The organism is Flavobacterium zhoui (assembly GCF_042787235.1).
Taxonomy (GTDB): domain Bacteria; phylum Bacteroidota; class Bacteroidia; order Flavobacteriales; family Flavobacteriaceae; genus Flavobacterium; species Flavobacterium zhoui.
On the sequence record NZ_JBHZPY010000001.1, the window covers coordinates 375,181 to 389,706 of the forward strand.

15 protein-coding genes are annotated in these 14,526 nt (G+C 33.1%); 13 read left to right on the top strand and 2 right to left on the bottom strand.

The features are described 5' to 3' along the window. Window positions 1-67 precede the first annotated feature (67 nt). The 10 genes from deoC (at window position 68) to ACFX5F_RS01665 (ending at window position 8,202) form a co-directional block, all read left to right on the top strand. A complete protein-coding gene (gene deoC / locus ACFX5F_RS01620; protein ID WP_379849271.1) occupies window positions 68-811 on the top strand; it encodes a deoxyribose-phosphate aldolase in 744 nt (247 codons plus the stop codon). Between the two features lie 20 nt (window positions 812-831). Further along, window positions 832-2,955, top strand: coding sequence for an energy transducer TonB (locus ACFX5F_RS01625; RefSeq protein WP_379849273.1), 2,124 nt, complete (start codon window positions 832-834; stop codon window positions 2,953-2,955). Window positions 2,956-3,061: 106 nt separating this feature from the next. Next, on the top strand, window positions 3,062-3,964 hold the full coding sequence (gene cyoE, locus ACFX5F_RS01630; RefSeq protein WP_379849275.1) for a heme o synthase: 903 nt from the start codon (window positions 3,062-3,064) through the stop codon (window positions 3,962-3,964). A gap of 2 nt (window positions 3,965-3,966) precedes the next feature. Further along, complete coding sequence (locus ACFX5F_RS01635) at window positions 3,967-4,557, top strand: cytochrome c oxidase subunit 3 (protein WP_379849277.1); 591 nt, start codon at window positions 3,967-3,969, stop codon at window positions 4,555-4,557. 42 nt (window positions 4,558-4,599) lie between these two features. Next, window positions 4,600-5,577, top strand: coding sequence for a cytochrome c oxidase subunit 3 (locus tag ACFX5F_RS01640; RefSeq protein ID WP_073204349.1), 978 nt, complete (start codon window positions 4,600-4,602; stop codon window positions 5,575-5,577). 16 nt (window positions 5,578-5,593) lie between these two features. Further along, window positions 5,594-5,944, top strand: a complete 351-nt coding sequence (locus tag ACFX5F_RS01645) for a cytochrome C oxidase subunit IV family protein (protein ID WP_379849280.1) — start codon at window positions 5,594-5,596, stop codon at window positions 5,942-5,944. 75 nt (window positions 5,945-6,019) lie between these two features. Then, complete coding sequence (locus tag ACFX5F_RS01650) at window positions 6,020-6,661, top strand: hypothetical protein (protein ID WP_379849282.1); 642 nt, start codon at window positions 6,020-6,022, stop codon at window positions 6,659-6,661. A 12-nt stretch (window positions 6,662-6,673) separates the two neighbouring features. Then, window positions 6,674-7,360, top strand: a complete 687-nt coding sequence (locus ACFX5F_RS01655) for an SCO family protein (RefSeq protein WP_379849284.1) — start codon at window positions 6,674-6,676, stop codon at window positions 7,358-7,360. 1 nt (window position 7,361) lies between these two features. Further along, window positions 7,362-7,943 (top strand): DUF420 domain-containing protein, encoded by a 582-nt coding sequence (locus ACFX5F_RS01660; RefSeq protein WP_379849286.1) that lies wholly within the window; start codon window positions 7,362-7,364, stop codon window positions 7,941-7,943. A 10-nt stretch (window positions 7,944-7,953) separates the two neighbouring features. After that, complete coding sequence (locus tag ACFX5F_RS01665; RefSeq protein ID WP_379849288.1) at window positions 7,954-8,202, top strand: hypothetical protein; 249 nt, start codon at window positions 7,954-7,956, stop codon at window positions 8,200-8,202. Between the two features lie 38 nt (window positions 8,203-8,240). On the opposite strand, the gene ACFX5F_RS01670 is transcribed toward ACFX5F_RS01665, so the two are convergent. Continuing rightward, window positions 8,241-9,650 (bottom strand): DUF4403 family protein, encoded by a 1,410-nt coding sequence (locus ACFX5F_RS01670; protein ID WP_379849290.1) that lies wholly within the window; start codon window positions 9,648-9,650, stop codon window positions 8,241-8,243. A gap of 325 nt (window positions 9,651-9,975) precedes the next feature. On the opposite strand from ACFX5F_RS01670, the gene ACFX5F_RS01675 reads away from it, so the two are divergent. The 3 genes from ACFX5F_RS01675 (at window position 9,976) to tsaB (ending at window position 13,621) form a co-directional block, all read left to right on the top strand. Further along, window positions 9,976-11,412: a TolC family protein gene (locus ACFX5F_RS01675; RefSeq protein WP_379849292.1), complete on the top strand. Its 1,437-nt coding sequence runs from the start codon at window positions 9,976-9,978 to the stop codon at window positions 11,410-11,412. A 6-nt stretch (window positions 11,413-11,418) separates the two neighbouring features. Continuing rightward, a complete protein-coding gene (locus tag ACFX5F_RS01680; protein WP_379849294.1) occupies window positions 11,419-12,717 on the top strand; it encodes an efflux RND transporter periplasmic adaptor subunit in 1,299 nt (432 codons plus the stop codon). A gap of 235 nt (window positions 12,718-12,952) precedes the next feature. Next, a complete protein-coding gene (gene tsaB / locus ACFX5F_RS01685; protein WP_379849296.1) occupies window positions 12,953-13,621 on the top strand; it encodes a tRNA (adenosine(37)-N6)-threonylcarbamoyltransferase complex dimerization subunit type 1 TsaB in 669 nt (222 codons plus the stop codon). A 10-nt stretch (window positions 13,622-13,631) separates the two neighbouring features. On the opposite strand, the gene ACFX5F_RS01690 is transcribed toward tsaB, so the two are convergent. Then, complete coding sequence (locus tag ACFX5F_RS01690) at window positions 13,632-14,459, bottom strand: mechanosensitive ion channel family protein (RefSeq protein ID WP_379849298.1); 828 nt, start codon at window positions 14,457-14,459, stop codon at window positions 13,632-13,634. Window positions 14,460-14,526 lie beyond the last annotated feature (67 nt).

The following is a 14,526-nucleotide window of genomic DNA, read 5'->3' on the forward strand; positions in this document are numbered from 1 at the left end:
AAAATATGTGAATTTAAAATGTATTTTTGCTCATTAGACCTTATATCATTATAAAACCAAAAGAACAATGAATATTAAACAATATCTGGACGCAACCTATTTAAAAACGGCAACTCAAGCTGGGCTTAGTGAAGTTGAGAATGCTATGGTAGTCAAAAACAATATTCAGGAAGCTATTGAGGAACAATTTAAACTCATAATGATTCGTCCGAATATGGTTTTATTGGCCAATAAAATGATTACAGCTGCTAATTCAAGCGTGCAAATAGGAACTGTGATTGATTTCCCTGAAGGAAGGTCAAGTGCTGAAGAAAAGCTGGAAGAAGCGATTCAAGCTATTGAAGATGGAGCGGATGATTTAGATTTTGTTTGCAATTACGAAGCATTCAAACGCGGTGAATTAGATTTAGTGAAGGATGAAATTTTAAAATGCACACTATTAGGTTTAGATAATGGGAAAGTAGTAAAATGGATTATAGAAGTAGCTGCACTTGATGACAAACAAATCATTCAATTGTCAGCTTTTATTAAAAACATTGTTGTTTCAAATTTTAAACAAGAATCATTTCCTAATGTTTTTGTAAAATCATCCACTGGCTTTTATAAAACAGAAAACAATTTGCCTAATGGCGCTACGATTCCGTCTATTATTATGATGCTTGAAAATGCCTCACCACTACCTGTTAAAGCAGCAGGTGGAGTAAGGACATATGAGGAGGCGGTTGAAATGATTCGACTGGGTGTAAAAAGAATAGGCACCTCCGGTGCAAAATCAATTGCTAATGGACAAAATTCTAGCTCGGAATACTGAATTCACAAAAAAAAGTCAACATGAAAAAAGGTTTGTCAACTGTATTTTTATTATTTTACTCGTTTTTTATTTATTCACAAGAAGTAAATAATAGTTCGTTACAATCAGATCCTTCTGCTGAGCGTTTTCCTGTTTTTTCAAATTGCGAAAATTTGCAATCCACGGAATTAAAAAACTGTTTTTACAATAAAGTATTGGATTTTATTTTTCAAAATTTTGAAGTCCCGGAAAATTTAAAACAAACCAATTATCACGGCAATGTCAAGGTTCTTTTTGAAGTAGACAGTAATGGCTCTTTTAAAGTAATTTATACGGATGCTGTCGATGAAAGTTTAATAAATGAAACGAAAAGAGTTTTTGCGAAGTTTCCCAAAATTAAACCGTCAACATATAACGGTAAGCCAACTTACTCTAAATATACCATTACAATTGCAATACCCTTAAAAAGTCCGGAACAGTTGGCTTCTGAAGCACTTGTTCGCGCAGAAGTTATAAAGTACGATACGAAACAATTGACTGAATTAGATAGTATCGTTTATAAAAAATTTAGAAGCCCTGAGTTTGAAAGCCATCTGAACGTTCCTTTTTCCCATAGTTATTATTCTCAGTTTGATGCTTCTTTAAATCGAGTGGGCAGCAATAATCATACTGCATCTAAACCGTATACTTATGTGGAGGTTTCAAAATATTATGATCTTAAGGCAGTTAATGAAAAGCTAAAAAAAAATACTTCTGGCTGGTGGTCTAGAAAATTATGGAACGAAAGTACGGTAGAAATTCAAGGGGAGGGTTATTGGTTTACATTAAATCCGATATTGGATTTACAAGTTGGTAAAGCATCGCAGACCAAAGCAAATTATACATATATAAACACACGAGGGATAAATTTTCGCGGTGGTATTGGGAAGCAAATTAATTTTACAACTACGGTTTTTGAAAGTCAGGGTCGATTTGCTGATTATTACAATCGCTATGCTGAATCTATAAAGCCAGCGGGAGGAAATCCTGCAATTATTCCGGGTATGGGAATTTCTAAAAATTTCAAAACGGATGCGTATGATTTTCCTTTGGCGGAAGCCAATATAACTTTTGCACCCAGTAAACATTTTGATCTGCAATTGGGTTACGGGAGAAATTTTATTGGAGATGGATACCGCTCATTATTAGAAAGTGATGGAGCGAGTCCGTATCCGTATTTCAAAATCAATACAAATTTTTGGAAAATAAAATATACAAATACGTATATGTGGCTCAAAGATGTTCGCCCGGCGGTGACTCTTGAAAGAACATACGCCACAAAATTCATGGCAAATCATTATTTGAGTTGGAATGTAACGAATAAATTAAATATTGGTTTATTTGAATCGGTAATTTGGACCAATACGAATGATAGAGGATTTGATGTCAATTTTGTAAATCCAATTATATTTTATCGTTCGGTTGAATTTGCTTCTTCGGCAAGAAGTGGAAATGCAGTTTTAGGATTGACCTATAAGTATAAATGGGATAATCAGATAAACGCCTACGGACAATTCATTCTGGATGAATTTTCTCTTGGCGATATTAAAAAAGCGGATAATAGCTGGAAAAATAAATTTGGATACCAGTTAGGTGTTAAATATTACAATGCTTTTCAGGTTGATAATTTAGTATTGCAGTTGGAATACAATCATGTTCGTCCTTATGTGTATTCTCACAGTAATCCTATTACAAATTACGGACACAACAATCAAAGTATTGGACATCAATGGGGCGGAAATTTCAAAGAGTTTTTGGCGATAGCACGTTATCATAAAGGAAGGTATTTTGGTGATGCTAAATTTACAATAGGAACTCGAGGATTGGATTTTGATACGGTTGATGACAGTTATAATTATGGAGGAAATATTTATAAAGATTATGATGAAAACAGGCCTTTCGATTCTGGAGTGAAAGTCGGTCAAGGTAATAAAACCGCCGTTTTTATAGCAGATCTTCAAGGAGGATATTTAATAAATCCATCTACTAATTTAAAACTTTTCGGAAGTTATATTTACAGAAGTTTTGATCCTGAAATGAATACGGCAACTACTTTTAATCAAAGTACCAATTGGTTTACATTGGGTATACGTTCGGATGTTTTTAATTGGTATTTTGATTACTAGGTATAATAATATTTCTAAAAAATCTTTTTTATGAATTGTTTTTTGTCAAATCCCTTTTGATGAACTACTTTTGCAAAAGTTTTTACAAAGAAAATAACCACTAGCATTGAACGCAACACAAAATACCCTTTCATTAAAGTCTGTTTACATTGATTTCCGCGAGATAACTAAGGCGCGTCTCGCTGTTAGCGTAGTGTTTTCGTCAATTGCAGGATTTATGCTTGGCATTAATGATATTCATTCTTTTAATTGGATGGTGTTGCTGAAACTTGCCGTAGGCGGATATTGTATGGTAGGGGCTTCTAATGCTTTTAATCAGGTTATTGAAAAAGATTTAGATGCTTTGATGGATCGAACAAAAAATCGGCCGGTTCCAGCTGGCAGAATGTCATCTAACACGGCATTGATTATTGCAACTCTTCTCACTATTATTGGGATTATTTTGTTGTATACTATCAATTCTAAAACTGCCATGTTTGGTGCGATTTCAATATTTCTATACACAAGTGTATATACGCCTTTGAAGACAATGACTTCATTGTCAGTTTTCGTAGGAGCTTTTCCCGGAGCAATTCCTTTTATGTTGGGATGGGTTGCGGCAACAGGAGAATTTGGTATAGAAGCAGGGACTTTATTTTTGATTCAGTTTTTCTGGCAATTCCCTCATTTTTGGGCCATCGGATGGTTTTTGTATGAGGATTATGAAAAAGCGGGTTTCTTTATGTTGCCAACCGGGAAAAAGGATAAATCAACGGCTTTGCAGATTATTTTATATACGGTTTGGCTTATAATAGCTTCGCTTTTACCAGCGTTGGGTTACACTGGTCAGTTGTTTATTACGCCGGTAGCTGCCGGTTTGGTATTTTTATTGGGTCTTTGGATGCTTTATTATGGAGTGCGGTTGTATAAAAAACGAACTGCTAAAGCGGCAAGAACTTTGATGCTGGTAAGTGTTTCGTATATTACGTTGTTACAGTTAGTTTATATATTTGATAAATTTTTAAGATAGTTATGGAAATCACAATGACAACCGAAGAAGACCACAAATCTAGAACGGCAAGATCGTACAAGTTACTGTTGCTTTTTGCTATGGTGAGCATGATAATGATGTTTGCAGGGCTTACAAGTGCTTATGTAGTTAGTAAATCAAGAACCGATTGGTTGAAGGACTTTCAGTTACCGACAGCGTTTTATTTTAGCACATTAGTAATTATTGGTTGCAGTGTTACTTTTCATTTGGCAAAAAAAGCGATTCGAAAAGACAACCAAAGTGCCACTACTAAGTTTCTTTTGTCTACTTTAGTATTGGGAATATTGTTTGTTATTTTACAGTTTGTAGGTTTCGGACAAATAGTGGAAAACGGGTATTATTTTACCGGAAGTGAAAGTTCAATAACGACAACATTTCTATATGTTGTTACCGTTGTACACTTGATTCACCTTGCTGGTGGGGTAATTTCTCTCCTTATTATAATTTATAATCATTTTAAACAAAAATATAATTCATCTCAAACCCTTGGAATTGAACTGGGTGCAATGTACTGGCACTTTCTTGATTTATTGTGGGTTTATTTGTTTTTGTTTTTATATTTCTTTAAATAAGAAAAAAACGTAAATTTGGGAACTTTTTAACGAATAACTTTTATGGAAGCGACAGTTACTACTGCAAATAGTGAAGAGAAAACTTGGGGAGGCGGCAATGAGCCAATGAAAGCAAGTTATGGTAAATTAATGATGTGGTTTTTTATCGTATCAGATGCCTTAACGTTTTCTGGATTTCTAGCGGCTTACGGATTTTCTAGATTCAAATTTATTGAAACTTGGCCATTGGCCGATGAAGTGTTTACACACTTTCCATTTATGCATGGAGTATCTGCTCCGATGTATTATGTGGCATTGATGACTTTTATTTTGATTTTTTCATCAGTAACAATGGTTTTAGCCGTTGATGCTGGTCATCAAATGAAAAAAGATAAAGTTGTTATTTATATGTTTTTAACCATTATTGGAGGTATGATTTTCGTGGGATCTCAAGCCTGGGAATGGAAAAATTTTATAAAAGGAGAATATGGTGCGATCGAAACAAAAGGGGGGAGTTTACTTCAGTTTGTGGATAAAGAAGGGCATCGAGTAGCTCTTGCTGATTTTGCTGCAACATTGCCTGAGGAAAGAGAGCAGTTGACAAGAAGTAAAGGAAAATGGTTCATGTCAGAATCATCATTGCCTTCTTATTCTGTTGCCGAAGTTCAAGCAGGATTTAAAGCGCACCCTGATCTTTTGATAAGAACAGAGGTAATCACTAAAGAAAAGCATAAAACAATTCTTTCCAGAAAAGATTCTGAATTGAGATTAACTCAAGCCAGTTTAGTTGTTGAAGGGGCTAATTTAACCCACAATGAATATGGAAGTAAACTATTTGCTGACTTCTTTTTCTTTATCACTGGATTTCACGGTTTTCACGTATTCTCGGGGATTATTATAAATATTATAATATTTTTTAATGTACTTGTAGGTACGTATGAAAAAAGAAGAAGTTACGAAATGGTTGAGAAAGTTGGTTTATACTGGCACTTTGTCGATTTAGTTTGGGTATTTGTATTTACATTTTTCTACTTAGTTTAATTTTAGATTTATCATTATGTCACACGAACATGTTTCTAATACAAAAAGAATTTGGACCGTTTTTGCTCTTTTGTCAGTAATAACGATTGTAGAGGTAATTTTTGGAATTATTAAGCCAGACTTTCTTCACATGAATAGTTTTATGGCAATGAGTTTGCTAAACTGGTTGTTTATAATCTTAACACTTGTAAAAGCATATTTTATTGTATGGGCCTTTATGCACATGGAAGGCGAAAAAAGTACCTTAAAAAACGCGGTTGTTTTACCAGTAATTTTTCTAGTATTATATTTGCTTTTCATTCTTTTGACTGAAGGGAATTATATTTATGAGGTTTTTAAGAATTCTACTATCAAATGGAATTTTTAACAAGATATTAATTCAATAAAAGGGTGCGCATTGCGTGCCTTTTTTTATTTTTGTACTTTAAATATTTTCAAAAAAATGAAAAAAAATATCGTTCTTTTTGTGCTTTTTATTTTGCCTATTGTAGCTTATCTTTTTTTCGCGTCAGGAATAAATAGTTTTACGAAGCTACCTGTAATTACTCCTAAAGTTGCTGATTTCGGACAATGGAAATCTCTAAATGGAGAGAAAGTCAGCTTGAATAAGAAAATAACTATTTTAGGATTTTCTGGGACCGAGCTTTTAAAAAATAGGGGTAATTTTTTTAATTTAAACGAAAAAATTTATCAAAGATATCATGATTTTGCAGACTTACAATTTGTTGTTATTTGTCCTTTAGGAACGGAAAATGAAGCAAGAAAAATCATAGATGCTTTAGATGATTTTACTGATGTTTCGCAATGGCATTTTCTTTTTACTTCGCCTCAGGAAATTACTGCTTATTATAACCAGTTGCAATTAGTCGGGAAATTGGATAAAAACTTTGGAACTCCAAATGTGTATATATTGGATAAAGAAAGAAATCTTAGAGGGAGGAAAGAAAAGAAAGATTACAAAGAAGGATACAATACATTCCATTTAGCCGAGTTGAGTAATGAAATGTTAGATGATTTTAAAGTTATTTTATATGAATATCGCGCTGCGCTTAAAAAAAATCATAATGCCACTAAAGAACTTTAATTCATAGAAACGATGCTTAAAAACAAATCATATATAGGGATTTCATTTATCATCCTACTTTTTGGAATATATGCTGTTCCAAGAATAGTCAACAGAATTCAAAATAACGATGTCGTAAAGGGAGATCGTTTGGATAAGATTGGTTCTGTGTCCAAGAATGATCAAAAATTGGTAAAAATTGGTCCGGCTCCAAAATTTGAGTTGGTGAATCAAGACAATAAGAAAATCAGTAATGAAACGTACAAAGGTAAAGTATATGTTCTTGAGTTTTTCTTTACAACTTGCCCTTCAATTTGTCCAAAAATGAATCTGAGCATGTTGGCTATTGAAAATAAATTTTTCGGTAATCCAAATTTCGGAATTGTTTCTATTACTATAGATCCTTCGCATGATACTCCAGAAGTTTTGAAAGCGCATGCAAAATTACTTGGGGTTAAATCATCTAATTGGAATTTCTTGACAGGCGACAGAGCTTATATCTTTAATTTAGCGAACAAGGGTTTTAATCTTTATGCCGGTGAGAACAGTAAGGTAAATGGTGGTTTTGAGCATTCTGGTTTGTTTGCGTTAGTAGATAAAAACGGAGATATTCGTTGTAGAAAAGATGATTTTGGGAATCCAATTTTATATTATGACGGTTTAGATAAAAAAGGAGTTAGAGATATTCAACAAGACATTAATATTTTATTAAAAGATTAAGATGGAAGAGAATTCGATTGAACAAAAATATAATAAATGGATCATTATCCTTTCTGTAGTAATTCCTGTAGCGGTTGCTATACTTTTTAAGGTGAAACTTAAAGATTTTGGTATTCATGTTACCCCTTTACATTTTTTACCTTCCATATATGCTACTATTAATGGTGTTACTGCTGTCTTATTAGTTTCGGCGGTGATCGCTATCAAAAATGAAAAACGAAAGCTTCATGAGAATTTAATGAAAGCAGCAATTGGTTGCTCTATTGCTTTTTTAGTGTTGTATGTTGCGTATCACATGACAGCCGACTCCACTATATTTGGAGATGTAAATCATAATGGCGAATTAGATGCAGCTGAAAAATTGAATGTGGGAAACTTAAGATTAGTTTATTTTTTAATTTTAATCACACACATAATTTTATCAATTGCGATTATTCCGCTAGTTTTAGTAACCTATGTACGTGCTTTGGCGACTAAATTTGACAAGCATAAAAAGATTGCCAAAATTACGTTTCCAATATGGTTGTATGTCGCCGTTACCGGTGTAATAGTCTATTTAATGATTTCCCCTTATTATGCTTAATACAAAAACAATGCACAAGACACAAGGAAATTTTTTTTTAAGAAAAAAGGTTGTATTATTCTTTCTTCTTGTCTCTTTCCTTTTTCCTATAAATTCACAAGCGCAATGTGCCATGTGTCGTGCTGCATTAAACAGTGAGGGAAATAAAACGAAAGCGGCTGCCGTAAATGACGGAATTGTTTATCTAATGGTGATTCCTTACTTACTTGTTGGCGGTATTGGTTATGCGGTTTATCGAATGAGAAAGAATAAAAAATAACCTTCTTTGGGTTACAGTTAATTATTTGTAATCTTCATCTACTTTAGGCCATTTACGGATACATTTACAGTTCCTTTTACTTTTATAAAGGCGATGATAGCTTGGTTGGTTAATTCGATTTTTTGGAATTGAATGTCTTCCATTTTTCCGTTTACATAAACACCTGGCATGGGCGAATAATTTTGTAGATAATTCATCATACTTTGTTTTCCTTCTTCTAAATTTGGTTTTATAGAATAGCGGCAGCTCTGTTGAATTTTTCTTAAAACTAATCCTTGAGTAAGCCAGTTTGCAGTGCGCATTAATTTGTTTTTAGTGTCAAGAGCGTAATCCAATTGATCAAAAAATACTTCTTTGGTTTTTTCATTATATTGAGGGAAACCTGCTAAATAAATGGTTCCGTTGACAGATCCCGTAACATCTAAAGCAATTATCATTTTACCTTTTTTTTGCCAAATGGCTACATTTTGAATTTTTATTTTATTGCTGCCAGAGCCAAATTCCTGTCCAGAAAAATTCTTGGTCATTATTTTTGAAGCTTCTTCATAAGTTGAAACAGCCACAATATTAGCGGTTATTTCTTGCGGGATTTTAATTACTGATTTCAAAATGATTTTTGTTGCATCAAATTTAGATTCAGGTTTACCTCCTATCAAAGTTTCCATATTGCATTTCATTCCCATGTCCAGCAGGAAAGTGTCGTTTTTTAGTGTGGCGTTTGTAGAGTAAATTTCGATTGGAACAATTCGAAGCCAACTTTGATAAGCGTCACTCATTTGAAAAGGGGTGGAAATTTTTTCCAAAGCTGCCAGAACATTAGGTTTAAAATCCATTGATTTTTCAATCGCACTATCAATCTTCTTTTCAATTTTTGATTTAAAAAGTTTAACGGCTGGATTAATTAGATAAGTTACGGGTGCATTTTTACCAAAAACGGTCATCGTAGGGCTTTCATTCCAGTCTAATGATTTTAATTCTGTTATAGTGTTTAGTTTCCAATTGGTTAAACTAACATCGCTCAGCAAAGTCACTACTCCGTTTAGATTGAATTCTCTAGTATCATAAAGTGAAATGCCAAGTTTTTTTGTGCCAATTCTATATTTTACGATAGCTTTTAATGGCAGAATTGTTTTTATCTTTTGACCCGAACTCCCATGATTGTTCACGATAGTAATGGGGGCCAGTTTCCAAATTTTCATTTCAATGTCATCATCTTCAATGTTGTTGTCTTCGTAAATCAAACCATTTAATAATGCGTTAGTTTGGTTCTCAATATCCTTCAGTTTTACACTAATGGGTAAATTAATAAAAGACGGAACATTTTCGTAAACCAAAGGAATGGCATCGTCAGGTTCCGGTTTTAGAGTCGCTATCTTTTGGGAAGTTGAACAACCAGAAATCGATACAATAAATAGAATGACAAGTAAGATCGAAAAGAATTTTAGCATTTTGTTTTTGTTTGAAGGAACAAAATTAAGAAAACAATTATATTTTGAAGTTAAACTGTAACATTTTGATAGCTATTATGTCTTATTGGTATATTATCAGGAAAACTAGCCTTTTTAGTAGTAGAATTCATTTTGATAATTTTGAATAATTCGCAGCATTAGTATTAAATTTGAAAATTAAATTATAGTTTTTTTAAATAAAAGTTAAAAATTATTGTCTAAAGAAGTAATCGATTAATAGATAAATCGGAGCTAGAAAAAACAAATAGTTTTTAAAAAATGTTAAATTGGTACAGTGTTTTTGCTGTATTTTTATCAAATGAATATGAAAAAAAAGAGTTGTATAAGTTTCGTTTTTATTGTTCTATTTGGGCTATCAGTTCAGGCGCAATCTAAAAAGTGGACCTTGGAAGAATGTGTAAATTATGCGGTACAAAATAACATTTCGATCAAGCAAACCGAATTAGATTCTAAAACGGCTGCAATTGATAAAAAAGGCGCAATAGGGAATTTCCTTCCTTCGTTAAATGCTAATGCGTCTCACTCTTGGAATATTGGTTTGAATCAGGATATTACAACAGGACTTTTACAAAATAAAACAACTCAGTTTACCTCTGCAGGAGCAAATATTGGAATTGATATTTATAAAGGCTTACAAAATCAAAATACACTTCGCAGAGCCAATCTTTCGATAGTAGCAGCGAAATATCAATTGCAAAAAATGCAGGAAGATGTAGCACTAAATGTTGCTAATGCTTTTTTACAGATTCTTTTTAATAAAGAGAATTTAAAAGTGCAACAGGAACAATTAGCGATCAATCAAAAACAGTATTCTCGTTCAGAAGAATTAGTTAATGCAGGATCGATTCCTCGTGGAGATTTGTTAGATATAAAAGCAACTGTTGCATCTAATAACCAAACGGTTATTGCTGCGGATAATGCGCTGTTGATTTCTAAATTAAGTTTAGCTCAATTATTGCAATTAAAAGACTTCGAAAATTTTGATGTAATTGATAATACTTTAGTTAAAGACGAAAATAATATTTTAGCGCAAACACCAGCGGCAATCTACGACAAAGCAAAAGAACATAAAATCGAATTGAAAATTGCCAAAACCAATTTGGAGATAGCAGAAAAAAATGTTGCAATCGCTAAAGGGGCTTTTCAACCTACTCTTCAAGGATTCTATAGTTTTAGTTCCAGGGTTGCTTATAGTGACAGAATTGCAGGTGTTCAGCCTAATACGTCAAATCCTACATCTATAGTTGGGTATGTACAAGGGACAAATCAAAATGTTTTGCAAAATAATTTTTCTCCAGTATTAGGAAATGCATTGCCGTTTTGGGATCAATTTGGCAATAATAAAGGACAGTCATTCGGAGCACAATTGTCCGTTCCAATTTTTAATGGGTTTTCAGTAAGAAATAATGTAGAACGTTCAAAAGTAAGTTTAGAAAAATCAAAAATCGCATTAGAACAACAGGATTTAGATTTGCAAAGAAACGTTTTTACTGCATTTACAGATGCAAAAGGCGCTTTAAACGCACATGAATCTTCTATTGTAGCATTAGAATCAAGACAAGAAGCCTATAATTATGCCAAAGAAAAATATGCTGTAGGTTTGATGAATTCATTTGATTTTAACCAATCACAAACCTTATTGTCAAATGCACAATCTGAAGTTACTAGAACCAAATACGATTATATTTTTAAAATTAAAATACTGGAATTCTATTTTGGGATTCCAATTATCAAAAACTAATTTAACATGTCAAAAAAAACAATTTATATCTTAATTGGTAGCGTAGTAGCAATTATAGCTTTATTGGTAATACTTTCAAAAACGGGAGTTATTGGTAATAAAGATAAAGGAAAAGAAGTAGAGATAACTACCGTAAATGCATCCACAATCATAGAAACTGTTTCTGCCACTGGGAAAATTCAACCTGAAATAGAAGTAAAAATATCTTCAATGGTTTCTGGAGAAGTTATTGCATTGCCTGTAAAAGAAGGACAAGTAGTTAAAAAAGGAGATCTACTAGTAAAAATCAATCCAGATTTATATACCTCCGGTTTAAATAGAACGGTTGCCAATTTATCAGGTACAAAAGCGGGATTAAGTCAGGCGGACGCCTCTTTTAAAGAAGCTAAATCAAGTTACGACAGAAACAAAACGTTATTTGAAAAGGGAATTATATCCAAATCAGATTGGGACAAAGCAGTCGCTTCTTTTGAAGTAGCAAAAGCAACAAAGCAAACAGCTTATTATAATGTTCAAAGTGCGTCTGCTTCAGTAAATGAAGCCAAAGACAATCTTGGCCGTACCATTATTTATGCTCCGGCAGATGGTACAATTTCGATGCTTAATGTGGAGTTAGGAGAACGTGTTTTGGGAACGCAACAAATGGCTGGAACCGAAATAATGAGAGTCGCTAACTTGAACAATATGGAAGTAGAAGTAGATGTAAATGAAAATGATATTGTAAAAATAAAAGTGGGCGACGAAGCTAAAGTCGAAGTTGATGCTTATTTGAAAAAACAGTTTAAAGGAATCGTTACGAGTATTTCTAATTCGGCAAGTTCTTCTTTAACGGCTGATCAAGTAACTAATTTTAAAGTGAAAGTAAGAATACTTAAAGAATCATACCAAGATTTACTAGAAGGAAGGCCAGCAACGTATTCTCCTTTTAGACCAGGAATGACAGCGACGGTTGATATAATTACCAAAACTAAAAATAATGTTTTGTCCGTGCCGATAAGTTCAGTAGTGGTAAAATCTGATACTACGGCTGTGGTTGTTGGCAAGATGCCAGATTCTAAAACAGAGGTTAAAGAAGCAGCTCCTAAAAGCGATAAAAAATTTGAATGTGTTTTTGTGAAAGTAGCAGGCAAAGCAAAAATCAGAATAATAAAAACGGGGATTCAAGACGATACGAATATTGAAGTTTTAACCGGTCTTAAAAAAGGAGATATTGTCATAACAGGTCCTTATACAACGGTGTCAAAGGATCTGAATTCTGGGGATAAAGTGACACTAAAAACAGATAAAGAAAAAGAGAAGAAATAATTTTTTTAAAATTTCAAAAGCAAATCTAAAATTCCAAGTTTTATAACGAGATTTGTAGTGTGATTGTGTTTTATCAATAAATTAGTCACTCAAGTTTTGTCATTCCGACGAAGGAGAAATCATTTGAGATTCCTCCTTCGTCTGAATGACAAGTTTTGGGAAAATTAAAAATAAATAAATTAATGAATTTATGATTCAGTAATCCTAAATCTAAAATTCTTAACCTAAAATAAAATTGGAATACATTCTAAACATCGAAACCGCTACTAAAAACTGTTCTGTTGCTCTTGCAAAAGAAGGAAAAACAATTCTATGCAAAGAAATTGCTGAAGAAGGTTATTCCCATGCCGAACGCTTGCATGTTTTTATTGAAGAAATCATAACAGAAGCAGAGATTACGGTCAATGATTTAGCAGCGATCGCAGTAAGTCAAGGTCCAGGTTCTTATACTGGATTGAGAATAGGAGTTTCTGCAGCCAAAGGATTAAGCTATGCTTTAGACATTCCATTAATTGCAGTTGATACATTAAAAACGTTAGCTTCCCAAGTTGTTGTTACAGATGGGTTAATTGTTCCAATGATTGATGCCAGAAGAATGGAAGTATACAGTGCCATATTCACTCCAAATTTAGAAAGCAAACGAGAAATTATAGCTGAAATAATCACAGAAGGTTCCTTTAGTGATTTAGAGGAAACAATTTATTTTGTGGGTGATTGTTCAGAAAAATGTAAAGCGGTTTTGAATAGGGAAAATTTTATTTTCTTAGATGAAATCAAATATCCATCTGCAAAGGATATGAGTTTGTTGAGTTTTGAGAAATACAAAACTGGTGACACGGTAGATGTCGCTTATTTTGAGCCCTATTATTTAAAAGATTTTTTGATTACCACTTCAAAAAAATAAGGTATTTAAATTAAGAATTAACTTTGGACGATTCTCTTACATAAGGTTGAACAACAATTCCAGCCGCATCAAATGCCAGCTTACAGCTTTCCAGAGTCTCAGAGAAAACGGCACCAAAATCTTCATTATTTGCCCATGGTCGCACCGCAAGTTGGATCGCGTTATCCGTTAAGTTTTTTACGGAAACTTCAGCAGTAGGTGTTTTAAGTATTTTAGGGTTATTATCTAAAACGATTGTAATGATGTCTTTTGCTTTTTTAATATCAGTATCGTAAGAAATTGCTATTGTCAAATCGGCCCTTCTGAATCCTTGTAAGGAGTAATTGATGATAGTGCCGTTTGATAAAGATCCGTTTGGGACAAAAATAGTTTGGTTGTTGGCATTAATTAATTTGGTAACAAATATTTGAATTTCGCTTACTGTTCCGACGACTCCTTGCGCCTCTATTGTATGACCAACTTTAAATGGTTTAAAGAGAATAATCAGCATTCCTCCCGCAAAATTTGATAATGACCCTTGAAGTGATAAACCTACGGCAAGCCCCATTGCTCCTAGGATAGCGACAAAGGAAGAGGTTTCTATTCCCAGATTTGAGATAAAAGTTATAAATAATAAAACCCTTAAAACCCAAAGTAAAATATCTGAAAGAAACCTAGTTAGTGTAGGGTCTAAATCTCTTTTTATCATCATGCTTCTAATAAATCTATTGATAATCCGAATGGTATAAAGTCCTGCAAATAGAATTAGGAAAGCAGATATCAATTTTGGCGAATAATCTATCAATACTTTAACAAAAGTACTGGCGTAATCAGTAAGTTGATTAGGGTCTAAGTTCATCTTTTTAATAATAAAAAACCTTCTCATAGGAGAAGGTTAAGTTTGAATGGCGAAAATACAAATTAAT

Coding starts and splice junctions, on each gene's coding strand:
- deoC (WP_379849271.1), top strand. CDS start 68: ATGAATATTAAACAATATCTGGACGCAACCTATTTAAAAACGGCAACT.
- ACFX5F_RS01625 (WP_379849273.1), top strand. CDS start 832: ATGAAAAAAGGTTTGTCAACTGTATTTTTATTATTTTACTCGTTTTTT.
- ACFX5F_RS01635 (WP_379849277.1), top strand. CDS start 3,967: ATGGAAATCACAATGACAACCGAAGAAGACCACAAATCTAGAACGGCA.
- ACFX5F_RS01640 (WP_073204349.1), top strand. CDS start 4,600: ATGGAAGCGACAGTTACTACTGCAAATAGTGAAGAGAAAACTTGGGGA.
- ACFX5F_RS01645 (WP_379849280.1), top strand. CDS start 5,594: ATGTCACACGAACATGTTTCTAATACAAAAAGAATTTGGACCGTTTTT.
- ACFX5F_RS01650 (WP_379849282.1), top strand. CDS start 6,020: ATGAAAAAAAATATCGTTCTTTTTGTGCTTTTTATTTTGCCTATTGTA.
- ACFX5F_RS01655 (WP_379849284.1), top strand. CDS start 6,674: ATGCTTAAAAACAAATCATATATAGGGATTTCATTTATCATCCTACTT.
- ACFX5F_RS01660 (WP_379849286.1), top strand. CDS start 7,362: ATGGAAGAGAATTCGATTGAACAAAAATATAATAAATGGATCATTATC.
- ACFX5F_RS01665 (WP_379849288.1), top strand. CDS start 7,954: ATGCACAAGACACAAGGAAATTTTTTTTTAAGAAAAAAGGTTGTATTA.
- ACFX5F_RS01670 (WP_379849290.1), bottom strand. CDS start 9,650: ATGCTAAAATTCTTTTCGATCTTACTTGTCATTCTATTTATTGTATCG.
- ACFX5F_RS01675 (WP_379849292.1), top strand. CDS start 9,976: ATGAAAAAAAAGAGTTGTATAAGTTTCGTTTTTATTGTTCTATTTGGG.
- ACFX5F_RS01680 (WP_379849294.1), top strand. CDS start 11,419: ATGTCAAAAAAAACAATTTATATCTTAATTGGTAGCGTAGTAGCAATT.
- ACFX5F_RS01690 (WP_379849298.1), bottom strand. CDS start 14,459: ATGAACTTAGACCCTAATCAACTTACTGATTACGCCAGTACTTTTGTT.